Below are 20,013 nucleotides of genomic sequence, written 5' to 3'. Positions count from 1 at the left end.
AATGCCCACCCTTCGGGATGGCTTTGTAACGCCGGTCCGCGCCCGCGGTATCAACAGGGCAAGCAGGGTGTTCATCAAGTTCGGAAAGTGATCGGTACCGGTAGAGAATGACTACGTCTGAGTCCTGTGTAAAGGGTCTGCGCGAGCTCGCCGCCGACGAGCGCTGCAAGCCTCGAGCGGACGACCTGGAATTGCTGGCGAAGGACATCGAGTCGGGTGACTCCGACAAGTGGGTAGGCATCGACCTGCTGGCGGCATTTCCCGCGTCCACCACGGCGAGTGTCCGGAAGTTCGGCATTGTGGAGAGCCTCCTCGGTGCCCTCGCTGCCATAGCAGTCTTCGCGCCGGTGGCATGGACGTGGTTCAGCCTGCGTGCTGCATCGCAGGCCTACTCGAACATGACCGCAGACGGCATCAGGCCCGACGACACCTTCCTGGGGCTGTGGATCTCGGGCTTCGATGGCTACCTGACAGGGTGGCATCGACTTTCGTGGGTCGCGCTGGTCTCGATTCTCGTCATCGTTGTGGCAGTCCTTCTCGTCATCGCGCAGCGGGTCGTCAGTAGTGCGGCAGACAAGAAAGAGGACGAGGAAGCAGTCGCATTCGAAGCGCGCCGTATCAGCGTCCTTTGTGCTGCTCAACGTGAGATCGGTGGTCAGCATACGGCCGACCCGAGCGCCATCGAAGCGATCGTACGAAGCTCGATCAAGAAGCTTTCCAAAGCTCACGACGCGACGAAGGAAGGGATCGATCGCCTCAACGCGACGTCCGCCTCGCTCGAGACGACAGCCGCGACGATGACCGCAGCTGCCGATGCCACGCAATCCTCGCTCCAGGGTGTCGAGTACGCCGCGAAGGTCTTGGAGACGACCGCCGACGAGAGCCAACGGCGAATGGCGAAGACCCTCGATCACTTTGCCGACCAACTTCAGGATCAGCTCACGAAGGCGCAGTCGGAGACCGGCCGTGTCGTCGCACAGTCTTCCGATGCGATCAGATCGACGATCGACGACCTTGTTGCAGGTGTTGCGTTGATGGAGAGATCGCAGAGTGCCATCGCAGGCAGCGTCGACACGATGGACAAGCGCAGCGTGGACACCGGCCGCGAGCTGCAGGCAACTGTTTTCGAACTCCGATCTGCCGTGGAGGGGATCGATCGCTCTCTTCTCCGGCACGAAAGTGCGTTGCAGGCGCAGGCGTCGGATCTCACCGCCGCGCGCGATGCTGTCGAGATGATGCTGCGTCGACTCGAGCTCATGGGACACGAACAGAGCGGCGACCATGTCGAGACGGTCTGAGCGTCGCGGGCGGGGATTGCTCCGGCCGGAAGCGCTTGCCGGGTGGATCTTCGCCGATCTGTTGATCGTGCTGTTCATCGTGGGGCTGGGTTCCGCCACAGCACCGGAGATACCCGATCCCGCGGCCGTCGAGGAACCGTTGCCGAAGATCGTCGGCATGCGCCAGGATCCGGAGATCCTCACGATCGATTACGACGCCGGGGCGCTGATCGGATCCGGTGCGGGATCCGAGGACGAAGGGCGGTTGGTGTGTGAGCGTCTGAACGAAGTGACCGGTGCGCTGCAGGGCGAACGAGCCGCGCTCGCTCTGATATTCGGCGGTGGCAAAGATATCGGAGTGGCGCTCGAATCCGCGGTCCGGATCGCCGAACAGTTGCCCTGTGCAGCGCCTACCTTGTTCGATGGGACGACCACCCGCGACTTCTGGGACGGCTCCCTCCCGCGCGGAACCGCCCGCCTCGAAGTCTTCCTTTTCACGACCGATTGATTCGACCGAAGAGAGCTGAAAATGGGCCAGAACATTCTGCCGTTCTATCTGGTGTGCGACGAGTCCGCTTCCATGTCGGGCGACGCGATCGACGCCATGAACAAGGCGTTGCCGGAGTTGCATGCCGAGATCGGCATGAACCCGGTCGTGTCCGACAAGACGCAGTTCGCGATCATCGGATTCAGTAACGAGGCGGAAGTCCTTCTCGAGTTGTCGGACCTGAGCCAGATCGCGGGCCTCCCGGTACTGACGGCAAAGGGCGGCACGAACTTCGCTGCGGCGATGCGGTGCTTGAAGTCCCAGATCGAGCTCGATCTGGATCGCCTCAAGTCCCAAGGACACAAGGTGTTCCGCCCGGTGGTGTTCTTCCTTACCGATGGACAGCCGACATCCGATTGGGAGGTCGAGTACAACGAGCTCACGTCGCCGAGCTTCCGGTACCGTCCGAACATCGTCTCGTTCGGCATCGGCGATGCCGATCGCGACGTCATTTCGGCTATCGCGAACTTCCGTGCGTTCATCCAGGAGGACACCTCGATGTCCCCGGCGGTAGCGCTGCAGGAGTTCGCTACCGCACTGACGAAGTCGATCGTGAAGTCCGGGGTCAGCATGACCAAGGAAGGCGGACTCCAGTTGCAGACCCCGACGCAGGTGGACGGTTTCACCGCCCTCGACGTCGACACGGTATAACGCGATGAGTAACTTCCCCGAGCACAGCAACAACGATGCGCTTGAGTCCGCCCTGATAAACCCTGCGTCCTTCGAAGAGGGAGAGCCCCTTGTCCGGGAAGACTCCTACGCGTCCGAATACTCGCAGCGTCCTGTGGGTACCGAGTCTTTCGCGTTCCCGCCGCGTCCGACACAGCCTCCGCCACCGCCCGAGCCGGCGCGCCCACAGGGAGTGCCTGCTTCCGCCGAACCACAGTGGGAACATCCCGCGGAGGCGCCGCGTGCCGTGGTAACTCCGGATGTTGCCGTTCCTGCCCAAGCGGCCACTCCGGTTGTCGAACACGCGTACCGCACGTTCGGAGCGCCTGCGCGACTCAAGCCCATGCCGAGCAAGGTTGTCGAGCAGCCTTTGCGCAGTTTCGAAACCGTGCGGGATACCGTCATGGACTGGCTCGAGGACCAGCTCGGTGACTTGCGCGCAGTTTCGGCCCGAGGGCATATCCACCGCTATCTCGCAGAGGTGCGCCAGGACAATTTCGCCTTCTCGCGGGGCACCAACTATCTCGCGCTGGCCGTCTCGGACGGAGTGGGCAATGCGAAGTCGTCGCATCTCGGGTCGGCCTTGGCCTCGAGGACCATCGTCGAAAACGAGACGCTTCTCGGGGAAATAGTTTCCGCGCGCACGCCTGCGGAAGTGTCTATCCGGGACATCGCTACTTTGCTGCGTTCGGTGGCGACTGATGCAGAAGTGGATGCCGCCGAGGTATCCACAACTCTGACAGCAGCAATTGTGCTGGACAATCCGTCCCAGGTGGGGGAGAACACCGTGGTTCTCGCCCAGATCGGAGATTCGCCGGCATTCAAGTTGTCGCGTGGCGAGTGGATCGAACTGACATGCCCGGCTCTCCAGTCCGGGCCCGGTGACCTCATCGACAACTCGGTGAATCCGCTCCCGGGCCACCACATGGCGTCGGTATGGGTGGAAACCTTCAGACCGGGGGAGACCCTCGTCCTTGCTACCGACGGGGTGGGTGATCCGGTCAAGTCCAACGGTGAGTATGCCGATGCGTTGGCACAGCTCTGGCGTTCGTCAGCACCGTCGCCGGCCGATTTGCTCAAGGTCCTCGATGCGACTGTGAAGTCGTTCGACGACGACCGAACGATCGTGGGCTTCCGATTCGGCGAACCGCAGCGATGAACGCCACGAACCTTGCGACGCTGAAACTGGGACCGAAGCTCGGGGACGGTGGTCAAGGCGCTGTCTACGAGTTGGCAGACGATCCGGCCCGGGTGTTCAAGAGGTACCACAGTCCGTCGGGTCCTGGTTTCTCTGCCTCGACGCTCGACGCACTGATCGGCATGCGAGGCAACCTGTCCAATGGCGGGCGTCCGGTCGACGAGTGGGCTGCGTGGCCGAGCTCGGTCGTACGTGACGCTCAGAACGTGGTCGGGTTTCTCATGCCTCGAGTGCCGACCGAGTTCACCTTTCAAGCGCACGGAAAGCGGCGCTTGTCCGAGCTCGGTGTACTGCTGGCCAAGAAGTCCAGTCCATTGTTCGCAGGCGTCACGCTTCCCACTCTGGAGGAGCGAATCGCGATCCTTCGCAACCTGGCGAGGGCGGTGGGTGTGCTGCACGAGCATCGGATCGTCATCGGTGACCTGTCCTTCGCGAACATCTTCTGGTCGCTGTCTCCGGAACCGCGTGTGATGCTGATCGATTGCGATGGCATGCGACCCGACGGCTTACCTCCTGTTCTTCCCCAAGCCGAAACGCCGGACTGGGACGATCCCTTCGCTGCGCCGCGCACCGCGCCGACGTTCGACCGCGACTGCTACAAGCTCGCACTCGCCGTGATGAGGGTCCTCGGCGGGGAAATCGACTGCCGTCCGACAGAACTCGACAGTGTCGCGTTCGATGGCGTCGAAAAGGCTATGGACCACCGATTGCGAGAGCTTCTTCGTCAAGCAGCTGGCCCCGAGGGGACACGACCATCTGCGAGGGTGTGGGAAGCGGCGTTGAGTGACCGCGTCACCGTTCCTGTACAGCCGACGATGCGCCGGACCGTCGCAGCCCCGAAACCGAAACCCGAACTACTGGGCACCGGTGAACGCAAGTTCCGGCCCGTGACTCCTCCGAAGAGGTAAGCGCTAGATGGTATTCGTCGTCGCGATCGTCGCTGCCGTGGTCGTGCTTCTGGCTCTTGTAGGCACATTGGTGCGCCGGCGCAGCCGTTGGCGAAACAAGGGGATGGTCCTTGCGCAGGAGTTCCAGCCTCGTGACCACACTCCTGCGAGTCAGGTGGAACCAGGTTATGCGGAGATGTCGCACGACGATTGGTGGGAGAGTGACTTCTTCTCCGAGCGGAGCCTCGAACCGCCCTGTTCGGAGCCTGCGCAAGTTCCGGAGCATCCCACTCGCAGCTGGGAAGCGACGCCGTCGGAACGATCCGAGCCGGTCGATCTTACAAAATCGGCTGCGAAGGAGATTGCGCGTCAGCGTCGTCAGCGAGCTGAGGAACGGCGACGAAAGCTGCTTCTGCGAGGGGGCATTCAGTACGAGGACGACGCGAGTCTGGAGCGTGAGCAACAACTCGGCGCCGGCGGTCAGGGCGCTGTGTACGGACTGGTCGACAACACCGGTCAAGTTGCCAAGTACTGGGATTTGCCACTGACCCGAGGAACCCGTGAATTCGAAGAACTCGTCCACAGAAGAACGGACGTAGAGGCAGCGGTTTCCGGGCATCCCATCCACCTGTGCTGGCCCGAGAGCCCCGTCCGAAGAGGCGGAGAACTGATCGGTTACACGATGCCGAGGATCGGCGGGCAGTTCTACTTCGAGATGACGTTCGGCTCGGTGACCAAGAAACATGCGCGTGAACTGCAGCATGCGATCCCACGCAAACAGGGTGCTGTGCCTTTTCCCTTCGAGGTCGACGATCGACAACGCCTCGAACTCGTCTATCTGGTGGCCGTATTTCTCGACGGAATGCACAGAAGCGATCTCGTCTACGGAGACTTCTCGTGGATGAACTTCACGTTCTCGCTCGACCCCGTGGAGTTGTGCGTGCTCGACTTCGACTCGTCACGCGTCCAGGGCAGTCTCCCGTTCACGAGGAGTCTCCCTCTCGATAGTCCCAACTGGGAAGATCCTCAATGGCATGGGTCGACCGTTGTGCGAATGGATTCCGACCGCTACAAGTTCGCGCTCTTCGCCTACCGGATGCTGGTGGCGAAGAGCTTGGATGCAGAGATCGATCCGGATCGAGCAGCGGAGTGGGGACGCGAAACCGGTTCCACAATGCTCGGTGGCTTGTGGTCTCGAGCGACGGGGGTGGCAGGTACGAGGCCTCCTTTATCGCAGTGGGTGGCAGCCTTGGAGCAGATTCGTCACGAGACTCCGGACCTGCAACCGTTCTGATCTCGCTCGCGGCGAGGTGCGTGACAGGGATTCGAAGCACCGGCAAGCTCCTCCGGCGTCATCGCGATGAAGGCGTGCAGGAAATGGCGCCGAGAAAGCCTGTGGAGTGGAGGATTTCGTCAAAACATTTCTAATCTACACGCTTGCCCCGAAGATAGCTCGAAGTTGATAGTTGTTGTCCGGCGGACTTGGGTGCGGATTGCATCTCGATCAGGAGGTATGGAGCGTGGTGAATCGCCGGGGCATGCACAGCCTCAGTGACTTTCGGGAGCCGTCGGACGAAGTGCTCCGCGTGGAATGGCGCTCGGTTCTGGCATCGGACCGTGATTTTCGTGTCTCTTTGACACGGTGCGTCAATCATTCGTAGGTGCGGTCTCTCGAAGCGGGCCGTGGGTTAGTCGGACGATCCGGCCTTTCCGAACGTCGTCTGAGGCCTCTGCATCTGGCGGGCACCCCTTACTCGTTCTCGGTGCCAAGAATGAGTCGACGACGTTCCTTTGGTGCGTCGCTGAGGGCAAGAGAAGCCAATTCCTGAAGTCCCTCTTCGATCTGGACGTCTGGAACGATGAGGCGAACTGAGTCCCAGCGAGCGAGCGGATTGTGATCAAGGGGTGCGGTTGCCTTTATGAACGAGTTACTCACGACGCCGATATTGATGATTTTCAGTTCCTCGTCAAGGCGAACCGAGACGAGTCGCCACCGCGGATCTCGTCGCATCACTTCGTATTCGTTTCGTGAAAGAAAAAACTGTGTTCTTCCTCGTCGATTCGTGCTTTTGACTTCGAGGTGGAGTTCATATTCGGGCGCAGTTGCTGAGATGTCGTATCCGTGAGCATCCGACCAAGCCGCGACGTGCTCGATTCTCGCCGAGGTAGTGCTTCGCAAAAGTTCGAGCAACGCCGCTTCCCCGGCTGACCCGATGCGGGCACGCTCTTCCGTATCTACTTTCCTCCATATTGAGGAAATCCGTGAGAATGCCTCCTCTGCATCGATATTCAGCGTTCTTGCGGCCTGTGTTGCGTCCTCTGGAAGGTCGTCTGGGCTTCCGATCAGATCGTCCGCGTCCCGTAGCCAAAATGGTTGACCATGCAGAACAGCGGCATCGAATATGCGATGTGCAGCCGGACTCGCAGGATCTCCCTTTCCTAGTAAGCCGACTTCGCGAAGCCACTCGTAACCCTGGTCGTACTGCATTGGCGCTATGTCGCTGAAATCGGAATGAGAGACGAACATGAGGCGGCTGCGAGTAACCCCGATTGCAGGAATGTACTCGAGCCACCTCAGTGCCGCTCGCAGGATCGGACTAGGGGGAATCGCCACGCAGATGACCGATCAGTGCTTTCAGGTCGTTTCTGTCCATCTCCGAACCGACTGCGGGCTCCTCTTCGAGATCGGCAAGCTGTTGCACGGACGGATCGTCCAGGATTTTTCCCATGAACAAGAGCTTGTCTGCAAGACGCTTCTCGACGACGTCGTCGATAGTCTTTTCGGCCGACAGAACTGTGATACGTGTTTCAGTTCCTTCTGCGAGTCCGAGCCGGTGAATCCGGTCGAGGCTCTGAAGAAACCGCCCGGCCGCAAAATCACGGTCGACGTACACGGCGTCGTGGCAGTGATGATGCAGGCTGATTCCCTCGCCTAGAGTGGCGGGATTCGAGATCAGAACCATGCAATCGGGATCGTGGCGAAAGCGTGCAATTTCGGCGTCGCGGTCCTTCGTTCCCCCATGAACGACGGCCGGCGAAAACGCGGACAGCATGTGTTCGAGGGTGTTGATGCTGCGGATGAATGTCGACCACACCAATGTCTTGCGTCCGAGGGCGGCGTTCTGGGCGACAATCGACAGGACTTCCTGATACTTCGGGGACATCTCGTAAGCCGGAAGATCTTGCATCAGCTGAAACAATGGTGCATCGGTGGGCACTTGAAGCGACGGCACTCGGGCTTCCACCGGCTCGTGAGGCGAAGCTCCGACAGCTAGCAGTGCCGGCGTGGTAGCAGCCATCATCAGATAGATCAGAACACGCCCGAGCGCTTCGAAGTCGGACTCGTACCCCGTGGCCCGCGCTGAAAAGTGCCCGATGAGAGCGTCATAGATTTCTCGATGCAGTCCGGTCAATGTTATCGGCCGGATAGCCAGGTTGACCGGGGGAAGGCCCAGTTCATGCTTGGTCGTGCGGGTGAAGAGCGGTCGCAGTGCCTGACTTGCATGTGCCAGGTCGCCGCCGGCTACTGCCTGAGTGACTTTACGACGGCCATGACCCGGCCAGACGAAGCCGAATAGATTCTCGAGGTCTTTGGCGCCGTTAGGTGCTGGCGTACCGGTCAGGATCAACCGATGACGTGCGCGTGGGCCAAGCGCGAGACAAGCTGAACCGTAAACGCCGTCGGCTCCGAGTTTCATGCGGTGAGCCTCATCGAGAATGATCATCGAGGGGCGCGCTGTCAGCCAGCCGCTGAGATCGTTGACAGCCGATCCCAACCGCTCATAATTGATGATCAGCGCGTCGGCCGCAGGGTCGATCCGCTGTGAGTACACCTTCATATTCATCGGCGCAGCGAGACACTCGCGATTCTCGTTCTGCCACGACTCGTAGCAGGATTTCGGCCCGACGATGAGCAGACGCTCAATCCCGTTCGTGTTGCGTAGGGCCTGAAAAACGGCTAGCCCGACGCGGGTCTTTCCGGCGCCCGGCACAGAAAAGTTTGCACCATGTCGAAGAAGCAGCAACTTCTGGATATCGCGTCGCTGGAATTCGGTGAGGTTGGCGATCCATCCCTCTCCTAATGCGGCGTCCAGATCAATCTGTTCTGGCGGAAGCCCGCTGTCGAGACGAGCCTTGACGGCTTGAGAATCAGCCACCGAGTCGGAGGCCAAGCTCGCAAGTTGCGGATCCCAATGCACGCTGGAGGCTTCGGGCCAGCCGGCAAGTGCATCGAGGTTCGTCAGTAACTCGTCAATTTCTACTTCCAGTAGAGACGGAGTCTTCTGCACTGCGGAGCTGAACCTCAGCGAGAGCTTCCGGAGGTACGGTTCGAAACCTGCCCCGGCACGCAGGTGGGCCTGAGTTGCAGTGTCACCGAACAGGAGCTGGAGACTGTGTACAGAAGTCGAGGTCATCGCGTCTGCGTGGAGGTCAGGAGCCAATTCACACCGTCTCCAGGTGACTCGAAGGTCCGGCCCGCTTGGAGGGCAAGACGAGCAAGGCTATCGCGCAACGTGAGCAAGGCATCGTCGAATGCATCTTCGTCGAGAGCATTCTTCGATTTCGCGTCCGCAAATTCGCGGACGCATTGCTGGATGTGCTCGGTTGCGTCAGAGATTCGCTCCGGCACAGCGATCTGACGCTTCTGAAGCTGAGCGGACTGGCCCGCCAGCTTTGCGGCGGTACTGAACGTGTCCTTGGCGTTCTCGATCAGGTTCGCGGCCGTTTTCACCTCGGATGCCGTGGTTGACGGCCCGGATGACTCGAGGATTGCCTTCGCACGAAGGAGCTTGTCGGTGAGAGCGCGCACCTTTTTGACGTCGCTCTCGGCATCTGCGACGGTAACGCCGGTCAGACCCGGGATTACTACGGCAGTCGGCTCTGCCACCTCGGGCACCAACTCGCCTTTGAGGCGACCTTCCAGATAGCGCTCGTGGAAGTCGGCCTCCGCCAACCGTAGGGTCGTTTTCGGTAGGTTGAGAAGCACCATCTGCAGCCGGGATTCCTTCAGGCGCTCCGCTCCGTCAGGATCAGTCTTCGACAGTTTCTCGTAGTCGCGTTGAAGCTCTCGAAGCTTCTCCTGGTGATCTTCGAAGTCGATGAGGCGAAGGGCGGTCGCACCATCTTCCGAACGGCTTCTCTCGATAGCATCGTTGATGAGCTGAAAGACCCAACGGTCCTTCTTCAGAGTCGAGACCTTGATATTGAAGGTTCTGGCGATATCATCCTGCGCGTGACCGTCTGCGAGTTGGTCCTCAATCGCTATGAGACGGTTGATGTACGAGTAGTCACGGCGCTTATCTCGGCGCAGCTGGAGCGCTAGTTCGACCGCGTTGACGTCGGCTCGCGAGGTATCTTCCGGCAGGACGGCCACGCGGATGTTCGTCACGCTGAGATCGCGAAGAGCTGCGCATCGGGTGTTTCCGTCGACAAGGATGCCGTCGGGAGTGATGATTCCGGGTTCCTTCTGCCCGAACTCATCGAGCTCTTCGCGAAGAGTGATGAAGTCGGGGTCGAGCTGCGTCGGATCGGCGGGCTTAGCGCTCAGAAGCCTGTGGAGATAGTGCTGGGCGTCCTCACTCCAAGGGCTCTCGTCGAGGATCCTGTTGAGGTCTGCATCGAGTGTTCTCTGTGCCCGGATCCGGTGAGTGTCGGGATTGAAGTAGAGCATTCCGACGGGCATGGTGATCACGTTGAGGTGCTTCTGCTGACCACGCCAGTCAACCGTGACTTTGGCTCCGTCTTCCTGTCTGGCCACAGCGAGCCGCTCGGTGACGAGCGAGCGGATCTTGTCGCCTTCCGGAGGAACGCCGAACTTCGATGCCATGGGGACCCTTCCAGAACGCTGAAGTTATCTTTAGGGAGACATCATTGCAGGCCCCGCGGACGAGCTCGCTGGGGCATATGGGACTGAAGGGGGTCGCATGGCGATTCCGAGGTGGGATGATCCGTCCAACAACCACGGGACGATGGTGCTAGGTGCGCTTTGGCTTGTTCAAGAGGTCGGTGAAGGCAACATTTTCACCAAGGACCAGCTTCGCAAGGCGTTTCCGGGCGTCGCTCAGGTGGATCGTCGAATCCGCGATCTACGGGCATACGGATGGAAGATCCTCACCTATACCCAGGACGCAAGTCTGACAGCAGAGGATCAGCGGTTCGTCGCTGCCGGCGTGCCTGTGTGGGACAAAGCCGCCCGGGCTGCTGCGACGAAGAAGGCGATCCCCGCCAAAGAACGGCAGGCGATCCTTGAGCGGGACGGCTTCCAGTGCACAACGTGCGGAATCGCTGGTGGTGAAGGATTCGCAGATGCTCCTGGTCAGGTAGCGGTGTTGTCAGTGACAAAGAGATCGACGCTGACCCTCTCGGGGGAAAGCGACGAGATGCTTGTCACGGTGTGCAATCGTTGTGCGTCGGGTCGAAGCGGGGAAGTCTCGAGCGTCGATGAAGTGATCGTGGAGTATCGCGATTTGGACCCCGTCGACCAGGCGCGTTTCAGGCGCTGGGTGGCGCGTGGGCGACGAGGCCAAACTCCGTTGGAACGAGCGTGGACCGCGTACCGAAGGCTCCCGGCTGATGCGCGCGCGGAGGTGCATTCGGTAGTCGTACCAGAGGAGAACCGGCCGGTTTGAGCGTGCACCAGGGAGTCCTGTCCTAGATGCCCTCTAGACTCGCCGCTAGCGAGTTGAGCCGGGTGGCCCAAGGGTTCCGCTCCAGTAGCTGGAGAGACGGCGCGGTGTCGAATTTCTGCTGCTGGGGTGGCGGCTCGTCCCGTATCCAGCACCTGGAAGGAGTATGCATGTCGGGGTCGGTTCGGGATGGAGAGCTTGAGGTCATCGAGATCTGCGCTGGTGCCGGTGGGCAGTCGCTCGGTCTGGAACGGGCAGGGTTCTCACATCGTCTAGCGGTCGAACTGGACCCTCATGCTGCAGCTACTCTCACTCACAACCTGGGAAAGTTTGTTTCCGACCCCGGCAAGATCGTGAAGGTCGGCGACGCGGCAGACCCGTCCGTGCTCGATCCGGCTGAGCACCTAGGGGTCGATCTGTTCGCAGGGGGAGTGCCTTGCCCACCCTTCAGCATCGCGGGAAAACAGCTCGGTGCGAACGATGAGCGCGACCTTTTTGCATGGGCTGTCGAGATGTGCGGACGGATGAAGCCCAAGGCCCTCTTGCTGGAGAATGTTCGTGGGCTGAGTGGAAACCGGTTTTCGGCCTATCGGCAACACGTTCTCGACCAGCTGCGAGAGTACGGCTATATCGGTGAATGGAGGTTGCTGCACGCGTCCGACTTCGGCGTAGCGCAGCTTCGACCGCGATTTGTGCTGATAGCCCTTCAACCGGAGTACGCGGAATATTTTTCCTGGCCGGAGCCCATCGAAGGCCCTGCGCCCACGGTCGGCGAAGTACTGCGCGACCTCATGGGAGCGAACGGTTGGGATAACGCCCACGTAGACGCATGGGTGCGTAAGGCCAACACAATCGCTCCGACGATCGTAGGTGGGTCGAAGAAGCACGGTGGTGCAGATCTCGGACCGACTCGCGCAAAGCGCGCCTGGGCGGAACTGGGCGTAGATGCAATGGGTGTGGCTGACGCGGCGCCGAGCGAAGGATGGATGGTTCCGGAAGGGAAACCGGGCCCGAAGCTGACGAATGAAATGGTAGCCCGAATCCAGGGATGGTACGGAGAATTCGCTGGATGGGAATTCCTGGGTAAGAAGACGTCGGTCTACCGTCAGATCGGGAACGCCTTTCCTCCGCCGGTGGCCAAAGCGCTCGGCGTATCGATAAGAGACGCCCTTCTCAAGGCTGGAACACGTCGCAAACTCATCGAGGACGTGGATGTTGTCCACGATCCGATCTATAAGCTCTTGCGCAGTTCTGTACAGCCGTTGACTGTCGATCAAATTTGCGCGCGGCTCTCGAAGAGTGAAATTTTTATCGCCGCTCCGGAAGTGGAACGTCGAATTGCCAATCTTTCAAGGGACTTCGAAATCGCGACGATTGAACGATCGACCGGCACGCTCGCATTCAAATTGGGCGAATTTCTTGGGTTTGTCGGGCAAGAATCTCACATGAGACACGAGCTTTTCGCCTTGAATCGTTCCAAGATCAGTTAATCGGTGTAAGCTCGTTGGAGATGGGTCGAAATGGAGCGAACACGCCCCCTGGCAAGGCTGGGGGGCGTGGAGCCTACCCCCGCGCGAGCGACGCTGGCAGGTCGCGGAATATGCGGGCTATTCGCAGGTCCAATACGAAACCGGAAGTGCGGTTGCGGAGTGCCTTGCATCGCAAGGGCTACCGTTTCCGAAAGGATTACCGGCTCGACTTGGGAGCATCTCGAGTCCGGCCGGACATCGTATTCACTGCCCGCAAGATTGCGATCTTCGTCGACGGATGCTTCTGGCACGTGTGTCCTATCCATGGAAGGCAGCCCACTGTGAACGAATGGTACTGGTCTCCAAAACTATTGAGAAACGTCGAACGTGACAGGCAGGCCGATGAGCTCCTCGCTGCTGCAGGGTGGACTGTAGTTCGGGTATGGGAGCATGAATCTCTCGATCACGCAATGGAGTTGGTTGAGCAGGCGCTGCAGCGCTCGAGCGGCGCGGCGAGATGAACGACAAGCCTTAAGGGAAATCAGCGAGCAATGTCAGGGCAGCTCCGCGAAACTAAAGGTGGTAGGAGCGCTGAGGTTCTGGATTTGAACCGGTAGGATACTGCGGTCCGATGGTCCGGATGGTAGTGGGACTCGATGGTGGACGTTATCCGCGGAGATTGCGATCCTCCGGGTTCTGACGGTCGGGAGGAAGGTAGCCGCATGCGCCACATCGAAGCCCTCGCCTCGGGGGACGCGGGGTTGTCCGAGGGGCGTCGATGGGCAGTCGCGCATGTGGAGACATCGGGCACACGTCTCACTTCGGATCGAGTGATTGGTCTTTGCATCCTTGTACTCGGCGGCGACGGGATAGTCGAAGATGAGTACGTCACCGCTATCGATCCGGGACCCGACCTTGGCCTCGCTTCGTTGCACCACCGTTTACGCGATCGACTCGTGGGAGCTCCACACTTCGAGGATGTAATGGATCGTGTGATCGATCTGCTCGATGGGCGGACGCTCGTCGCGTATGACGCAAGCACCCACTACGGCTTTCTGGATGGAGAATTCCGTCGAGCCGACATTGCCAACCCCATCGTGTCGCGTCTATGTGTGCGTACGCTGTCGCGGCGCCTTGAATTGGACGTACCGAATCTCCGGCTGATGTCCCTGGCCGAACACTGGGGAATCGAACCGCGCCCGATGGGGGACAAGATGCGCGGCGAAGCTGATCTTGTAGCACGAGTGTTTCTCTCGACCGTAGGGCTGGCCGACTCCCTTGCGCTCCCACTGCCGGTCGTCGACTGCGTGACGAATAAAGCTGGCGCACCGAGGCTGTCCCGCCGGGTACCGTGCCCGTGGGTCAATCCTGGAAGATTCGACCCCGAGGTCGGCTTGGTGCAGGGAACGAAAATTGCCATCATCGGCGCCACGGAGGCCCCACGTGATGCCCTCGAGCGAAGGCTGGCTTTGGCCGGGCTCGATGTAATGAGCACTGCCGGAAGTCATGTAGGTCTGGTCATTTGCAATGATAGAACCTCCGGCTCTGCAGAAGTCTCCAGATTGCTGGACGATGGAATCAGTGTCATTCCGGAAAAGACATTAGAGCGCTTATTGGAAAGTATTCTCCCGGGAATTCCGCGAGCGAAACCGGAGCAGGATGGATGGACTGCGTTGTCCGCGATCGATGAAGCGAGTTCAGAGGGTGCGGATTCTGGCCAGCTCATAGAGACAGCGGGAATTGATCCCATCGACGTCGGCGCCTCAGCGGACCCAGTCCCCACGTCCCCTGCAGAACAGCCGACTGTACCGAGCCTCGTGGATAATTCATGGCAGAACCGCCACATTTTGGTGATCGGTGGAACCCATGAAGACGCGGCAGCAATGCGTTCGGAAATTGCGCGAGTGGGGGGCATCCCCGCGATCAACCTCTCGGCTGCGGTAACAGATCTGCTTGTCCTCGATGGCGACGGAAGGCATCGCAAGACGGTCGCGATCGGAAGCCGTGAGCTACCCGTCCTGACACCAGAGGACCTGAAGGAGGCCTCCGAGAATAAAACTGTGCACTCGGACATCGTGCAGCGCAGGCCAGGTGTTCGGTCGCTTGCCGCAGGCGAGGTTGTCGATCTCCACATGGACGATACGCAGGTGAGCATCCATGCGTCCTGGCGTGCAGATTCGACGCGTGAGGGAATTATCGTAGATATCGTCGGATTCATGCTGACCGAGGAAGATTCGGTGACTTGTGACGAGGATTTCGTCTTCTACAACTTCTCGAGTAGGGACGACGGGGCAATGGCTCTCACCGTCGATGGAAATTGTGAGCAAAGTATCCATATAGATCTCGACGCGTTGCCGGACAGCTGTGTCAAGGTTGCAATTGCCGCAGCCATTGAGGGAACAGCGACCTTCGGCCAGCTGGGTCCGGTAGCCGTGAAGGTGGAGGCATCCGAGCAGCCGGAGGCCGAATTCGTTCTTGACGCAGGTACAACGGAACGAACAATGGTGTTGTGCGAGGTATATCGCCGGGCGAACAGGTGGCGCCTGCGTGCCTTCGGCCAGGGCTACGACAGTGGCTTGGATGCTCTGGCAACGCGGTATGGGGTGGATGTCAAGTGAATAGGAGTGACGCAAGGCAAGGCAGGGATCCATCCATTAGTTTGCTGGACCTTGTCGATGCACGGGTACGCGACGGGGTACTTTTGCGTCAGCTCTGAATTCTCCGGCGGGCTCGCAACGGTTTCCGATTGCCGCACCGCACTCGGGTTCGTCATCGATCACGGCGGTAAGCACGCTCGCGGCGGCCTCTCATGAGATCTCGAGACCATCCAGGTGTCCGAAATGGGTGGTCGAAGTCCTGCGAGACGTTCGTCGTGCAGCTCTGTTCGATTGAACGTGCCGATACGTATACCGGGCTCGTACCGTTCCCCAACGTGTGGAAGGAGCTGGCGGACTGTTGGCCCCATTTGCCGTAGCTCGGTCTGCGCCGAACCCGCCGACGCGTGGGTTGCGCTTCAGAGAATCAGTTGGTGGACGCTGGAAGTCTCCTACGGAGTCGGCCAAGCCGTAGCAGGGCATCAGGTCCTGAGCTCGCTGGCCGTGCGGGAAGACTTACGCGCCGGCCTCTCGGAATCTGTCAGGTACAGACTCCGAGAGGCCGAATGGCGTCAGGAAGCTACCGAAGTACTTGAGCGGCGAATCGCGGAGCTGTCCAGTCCTACACGCGCTTATGACCTCGTCAAGAAACTTCGCAAGGGAGGACCTTCTGGTGTCTTCCAGGCCGCCCCGCCTGCTCGCCTACAGCCATTCGTCCACGCCACCATAGCCCGAGCAAGTGCCGCGTCGATTCTGGCTGAACGAGTACGTGCCATCAGCGCATCGGGCGGATGCTCCGGCAGGAGCTGTGGGCGCCTGGACGGGGCCGGGAATGCAGTTGCCGTTCACATTGACGTAGCTGTTCGCTCCGCAACCGCCGCTGTAACCACTGTCGGGAGCGGGAGCGGGAGCGGGAGCGGGAGCAGGTGCAGGTGCAGGAGCAGGCGCTGGTGCCGGTTCGATCTCGACCGGCGGGGGAGGAGCGACGAACGCAGCCGCCGGCGGCGGTGTGTACTGCTCTGTGGTCGGCGCGGGCTCGGGAGTCGTGGGCGTGGTCGTCGGGGCAATGCCGCCACACGAAAGCGATTCACGTTCGAGCGCTTGGTGTTCCGTGATCGTGGTCCACAGCTGGTAAGCGGCTTTCACCTCGACCTGCCGTGCTGCATACGTGCAGCGGTATCCCTCGTTCGGTGGAAGCCATGCAGAAGCGTCCCTCTCGTCCTTTTCCGTGCTGACGCTCTGTGCGACCGCCTGAAGATTACGAGGATCGTTTGCCAGGTTCCGGAGGGTCTCGGCACCGAGTTCGTACGCACCCTTCTGCCATGCATCGCCCAACGGGACGACGTGGTCGATGACGACATCGTCGAAGGCAACCGAATCACCTGTGTAGACGTCTTCGAGCGTTCCGGTACGGACTGTGCACGCAGACTGCGGATCGAGTGATACGGCCGTCAGGTCGCGGCGGAGGATGTCGTTACGCGTGTCGCAGCCATTATGGCCACCGTCGACTGCCACGTCGTCGGACCATTCTTCGCCGAAACGAGAGAGATCGAACTGCGTGGAAGGTGCTTCATCGCGGACGCTGATCGTTGCAAGAGTCTTCAGCGCTTGCGTTGCGCCATCGCTGTCGACCAACTCGAAACTGGCCGGTGCCGGTAGCGGTTCCGGTGGAGGCGTCGTCGTAGTCGATGTGGAGGAGGAGATCGGTGCTGCAGTAGCAGAAGTCTGCTCGGCAGTAGGCGTTTCCGGCTCAGGTTCGGGATCTGGGGCAGTAGCGCCTGCGAGTATGAAGCCGGGGATGAGGGCCCATGCCGCCCATTTGTAGCGCGCAGGCCGGGTGCGATCCTCGCGCAGGTACATGACGCCCGCAGCGATCGCAAGGAGTCCGAAGACTGCCATGCCCCACGCTCCCGTGAAACCGGTCAATGCAAATATCGCGCCGAGCACGATCGCGATTACAGCGATGAGCTTTCCCAGGCGAGTGCGTGCTCCCCGATCACGTTGGGACGTTCGGGAGGGATTCGTCGACATAGTTACACCTGCCCGACGCGGAAGCAGGTATGGATGACCGCGGCCAGAATGGCATGCGCGGGGGTGGAGTAGAGCATGTGTATACCAATTCATAGGGGCCGGCAATGGACGCCGAACCGGTGCACTTGCTTGTTTCGGCGGCAGCGTGAAATCCGTTACGGCATGTCCGAAAAGACTGAAATTCTGCTTCTCAGAGGTGGTCCAACGGATGTAAGCCTGCTTACGCGACGCGAGCGACGCGGCACCGGCACTTCACCGCACGCCCATACTCGTCGTCCGGTAACCATCCGTACTCGTCGCAGTCGTCGCACTTCTCCGGGACGCTGCGCGGGACGGTCAATTCTTGCCACATCCGCACCCACGCTTGTGCGTACTTCATGGGGTTCTCCGGACGATGGACTGCCCTGGCTGCTGCGACCAGCTTCGCGGTGCCGTGGGTTTCGATCAGGATCTCGATTGCAGCTGCCGCGTCGGGCTTGAGATACGCGAATGTTGCCATCAATCCCGCTTGCTTGCAGGCCGCTGCCAGGCCTGCCACGGCCGGAGTGAGCGGAGCATTGGACGCCGGCCGGGTGCGGTTGGTTTTCGTTCTTGGTTCATCGGTACTGATAAGAGCGCCTGACATACCGTTGTCCGCGCGACCGCGCGTCGGCTTTTCAGGCTCCGGGCCGGTGCGCGGCTCCTCGTAGATCGTCTGGATGGTGATCCACTGTCCGCGCTCGTTCTGGATCTTCTCGCGGATCAGGTAGCCAAGCTCTGCCAGCTCTCGGAGGGCGGAGCGGATGGCGTCGCGACCCTCCTTCGGTGACTGGCCGGCGATCGCGTCGGACCGGGTGCGCCAGTCGTCCGGCTTCGATAGCAACCAGATGAGCACGCCACGGGCTCGGAAGGACAAGCGCTCGTCGTTGATGACGGCATTGCTGAGGATGGTGAAGTTGCTGGCGAGGCGCGGTCCACGACGCACGCCGCCAGCCAGGGTATTCTGGCCCACGTTCGACTCCCAGTTAGACGATATGGAGTGACACACCGCTTGTTCGTGGGGGTTTCGCTCCTCTTGGTGAGCCGGTACGTCCCTCGGTCGATGAGGGCGCGCTCAGCGCAGGGGTCGATGTCAACGTCGTTCATGCTCGCTGCGCTGCGCGTGCTCCACGTTGACATCACGGCCTGCGTTGAGCGGATACGCGATGATCGAGGGACGCCCCGATGACTGTGGCCCCACCTCGGCCAGGCCGAGGCCTCACGCACAAGATTCGTGGGTTACCGAGCAGACAAAGCCCGTCTGTCCGGCCTATCCGACAATTGTGGGAGGCCCCGGTGTTTACCGAGCGTACGAGCGTTGGACTGGACGTGCACGCACGTTCGGTCGCGGCAGCGGCCATCGACAACGTCACCGGCGAAGTGTTCCAAACCAAACTGACGCCGTCCTACGACCACATCCGGTCCTGGATCGCGGATCTTCCGAGTCCTGCAGCAGTGACCTACGAGGCCGGCCCGACCGGCTTCGGACTGTATCGAGCGTTGACGGACGCGCAGGTGCGGTGTGAAGTGGCCGCCCCGTCCAAACTGCAGAAACCGGCTGGAGACCGAGTCAAGACCGATACCCGAGATGCGCTACACCTGGCCCGGTTGCTGCGACTCGACGAGATCTGCACGGTGTCGATCCCCACCGTGGATCAGGAAGCGGCCCGCGATCTCGTGCGGGCCCGAGAGGATTGCCGCGGCGATCTGATGCGGGCCCGTCACCGCCTGTCGAAACTGCTCTTGCGGCATGGCATCGTCTACTACGGCGGAGCGGCGTGGACCGGAGTGCACGATCGATGGCTGCGCACCGAGGCAGCACCACAGCTGACCGCGGCGGCGACCAGGATGGCGTTCGACGCCGACTACGAGCATGTCCTCACGATGCAGGCCCGGCGTCGGCGTCTCGATACGGCGATCGAAGAGATGGCTGCCGCAAGTGAATTCACCCCGGTGGTGCGCCGGATGTGCTGTTTGCGTGGGGTGGGTACCTTGACCGGGTTCGGTTTGGCGGTGGAGATCGGCGACTGGAACCGGTTCACCGGCAATACCATCGGTTCGTTCGTCGGATTGGTGCCGTCGGAGTACTCGTCCGGTTCGTCACGGGTGCAGGGGTCGATTACGAAGACCGGCAACACCCATGCGCGTCGCCTGCTCGTGGAAGCTGCCTGGCATCACCGACCTCGATATTCCGTCGGGGCGGTGATGCGGTCGCGGTGGGATCAGGCCCCGGCAGCGGCCCGTGTCCGTGGTGACGAGGGTAATCGTCGCCTGCACGGCCGGTGGGTAGGGTTCCTCGAGCGCCGGAAACGGCCGGTGATTGCGAACGTGGCGATCGCGCGTGAGCTGGCGGGCTGGTGCTGGTCGTTGGCGGTGATGGACTGCTGATCGTCCCCTGAACTGCTTCGCCGGCGAGCTCGGTGATGACAAGCGCGTGGATCGACCCGCGATCCGACTATGAGCAGGTCTCTCGGGGCCGACGCTCGATTTTAGACACGCGGATGCGATCCTGCCGAACACCGTCCTGCGGTAGCCAATCCGCGTATATCAGTCTGACCGCGCGTCGTTTTATCGACACGCTCACCATAGGGCTTGGTGGCGAAGCGTAGAGGCGTCCCCGGGGCCGCTCCCCGGTGGCGCCTCACTCTGCTCTCTTGACAAACTTCTCGACATATCAGTCGGACATCCGGCCCGTCG

General features: G+C 60.8%; 15 protein-coding genes and 1 pseudogene. 11 read left to right on the top strand and 5 right to left on the bottom strand.

Annotation, left to right across the window (positions count from 1 at the left end):
• The first annotated feature begins 191 nt into the window (after window positions 1–191).
• From ACLBYD_RS19380 to ACLBYD_RS19355, 6 genes are read left to right on the top strand one after another with little or no spacing between them, the layout of a single operon-like run.
• Window positions 192–1,298 (top strand): hypothetical protein, encoded by a 1,107-nt coding sequence (locus ACLBYD_RS19380; protein ID WP_447817694.1) that lies wholly within the window; start codon window positions 192–194, stop codon window positions 1,296–1,298.
• Complete coding sequence (locus tag ACLBYD_RS19375; protein ID WP_447817693.1) at window positions 1,282–1,785, top strand: hypothetical protein; 504 nt, start codon at window positions 1,282–1,284, stop codon at window positions 1,783–1,785. Before ACLBYD_RS19380 ends, ACLBYD_RS19375 begins: the two co-directional genes overlap by 17 nt.
• Before the next feature lie 21 nt (window positions 1,786–1,806).
• A complete protein-coding gene (locus ACLBYD_RS19370) occupies window positions 1,807–2,475 on the top strand; it encodes a vWA domain-containing protein (protein WP_145691614.1) in 669 nt (222 codons plus the stop codon).
• A 4-nt stretch (window positions 2,476–2,479) separates the two neighbouring features.
• Window positions 2,480–3,652 (top strand): protein phosphatase 2C domain-containing protein, encoded by a 1,173-nt coding sequence (locus ACLBYD_RS19365; RefSeq protein WP_447817691.1) that lies wholly within the window; start codon window positions 2,480–2,482, stop codon window positions 3,650–3,652.
• Complete coding sequence (locus tag ACLBYD_RS19360) at window positions 3,649–4,599, top strand: hypothetical protein (protein ID WP_447817690.1); 951 nt, start codon at window positions 3,649–3,651, stop codon at window positions 4,597–4,599. Before ACLBYD_RS19365 ends, ACLBYD_RS19360 begins: the two co-directional genes overlap by 4 nt.
• Before the next feature lie 7 nt (window positions 4,600–4,606).
• Window positions 4,607–5,872, top strand: coding sequence for a hypothetical protein (locus ACLBYD_RS19355; RefSeq protein ID WP_447817689.1), 1,266 nt, complete (start codon window positions 4,607–4,609; stop codon window positions 5,870–5,872).
• A gap of 456 nt (window positions 5,873–6,328) precedes the next feature.
• Here ACLBYD_RS19355 and ACLBYD_RS19350 read toward each other — a convergent pair whose 3' ends face one another.
• The 3 genes from ACLBYD_RS19350 to ACLBYD_RS19340 form a co-directional block, all read right to left on the bottom strand.
• Window positions 6,329–7,066, bottom strand: a complete 738-nt coding sequence (locus tag ACLBYD_RS19350) for a protein NO VEIN domain-containing protein (RefSeq protein ID WP_447817688.1) — start codon at window positions 7,064–7,066, stop codon at window positions 6,329–6,331.
• Between the two features lie 109 nt (window positions 7,067–7,175).
• Entirely contained in the window at window positions 7,176–8,867 is a 1,692-nt protein-coding gene (locus ACLBYD_RS19345) for a DEAD/DEAH box helicase (RefSeq protein WP_447817686.1), read from the bottom strand.
• A gap of 122 nt (window positions 8,868–8,989) precedes the next feature.
• Window positions 8,990–10,405 (bottom strand): hypothetical protein, encoded by a 1,416-nt coding sequence (locus ACLBYD_RS19340; RefSeq protein WP_447817685.1) that lies wholly within the window; start codon window positions 10,403–10,405, stop codon window positions 8,990–8,992.
• Between the two features lie 97 nt (window positions 10,406–10,502).
• On the opposite strand from ACLBYD_RS19340, the gene ACLBYD_RS19335 reads away from it, so the two are divergent.
• The 4 genes and pseudogenes from ACLBYD_RS19335 (at window position 10,503) to ACLBYD_RS19320 (ending at window position 15,291) form a co-directional block, all read left to right on the top strand.
• Entirely contained in the window at window positions 10,503–11,207 is a 705-nt protein-coding gene (locus ACLBYD_RS19335; protein ID WP_447817683.1) for a hypothetical protein, read from the top strand.
• 167 nt (window positions 11,208–11,374) lie between these two features.
• Window positions 11,375–12,694, top strand: coding sequence for a DNA cytosine methyltransferase (locus ACLBYD_RS19330; RefSeq protein WP_447817682.1), 1,320 nt, complete (start codon window positions 11,375–11,377; stop codon window positions 12,692–12,694).
• A gap of 86 nt (window positions 12,695–12,780) precedes the next feature.
• A pseudogene (locus tag ACLBYD_RS19325) lies at window positions 12,781–13,194 on the top strand (very short patch repair endonuclease); the annotation flags it as partial.
• A gap of 201 nt (window positions 13,195–13,395) precedes the next feature.
• On the top strand, window positions 13,396–15,291 hold the full coding sequence (locus tag ACLBYD_RS19320) for a TerD family protein (RefSeq protein ID WP_447817681.1): 1,896 nt from the start codon (window positions 13,396–13,398) through the stop codon (window positions 15,289–15,291).
• Between the two features lie 678 nt (window positions 15,292–15,969).
• On the opposite strand, the gene ACLBYD_RS19315 is transcribed toward ACLBYD_RS19320, so the two are convergent.
• Window positions 15,970–17,166, bottom strand: a complete 1,197-nt coding sequence (locus tag ACLBYD_RS19315) for a DUF3761 domain-containing protein (RefSeq protein WP_447817680.1) — start codon at window positions 17,164–17,166, stop codon at window positions 15,970–15,972.
• A 352-nt stretch (window positions 17,167–17,518) separates the two neighbouring features.
• Window positions 17,519–18,289, bottom strand: a complete 771-nt coding sequence (locus ACLBYD_RS19310; protein WP_447817678.1) for a replication protein — start codon at window positions 18,287–18,289, stop codon at window positions 17,519–17,521.
• Window positions 18,290–18,612: 323 nt separating this feature from the next.
• Between ACLBYD_RS19310 and ACLBYD_RS19305 the strand changes: the two genes are divergently transcribed.
• The gene (locus ACLBYD_RS19305) at window positions 18,613–19,704 is read left to right on the top strand and encodes an IS110 family transposase (protein WP_447816405.1); all 1,092 of its coding nucleotides are present in this window, start codon (window positions 18,613–18,615) and stop codon (window positions 19,702–19,704) included.
• Window positions 19,705–20,013 lie beyond the last annotated feature (309 nt).

It is taken from the genome of Rhodococcus sp. C26F (assembly GCF_053345925.1).
The sequence above is the reverse complement of the archived record's forward strand: the minus strand, read 5'-3'. Positions and strand labels throughout refer to the sequence as shown.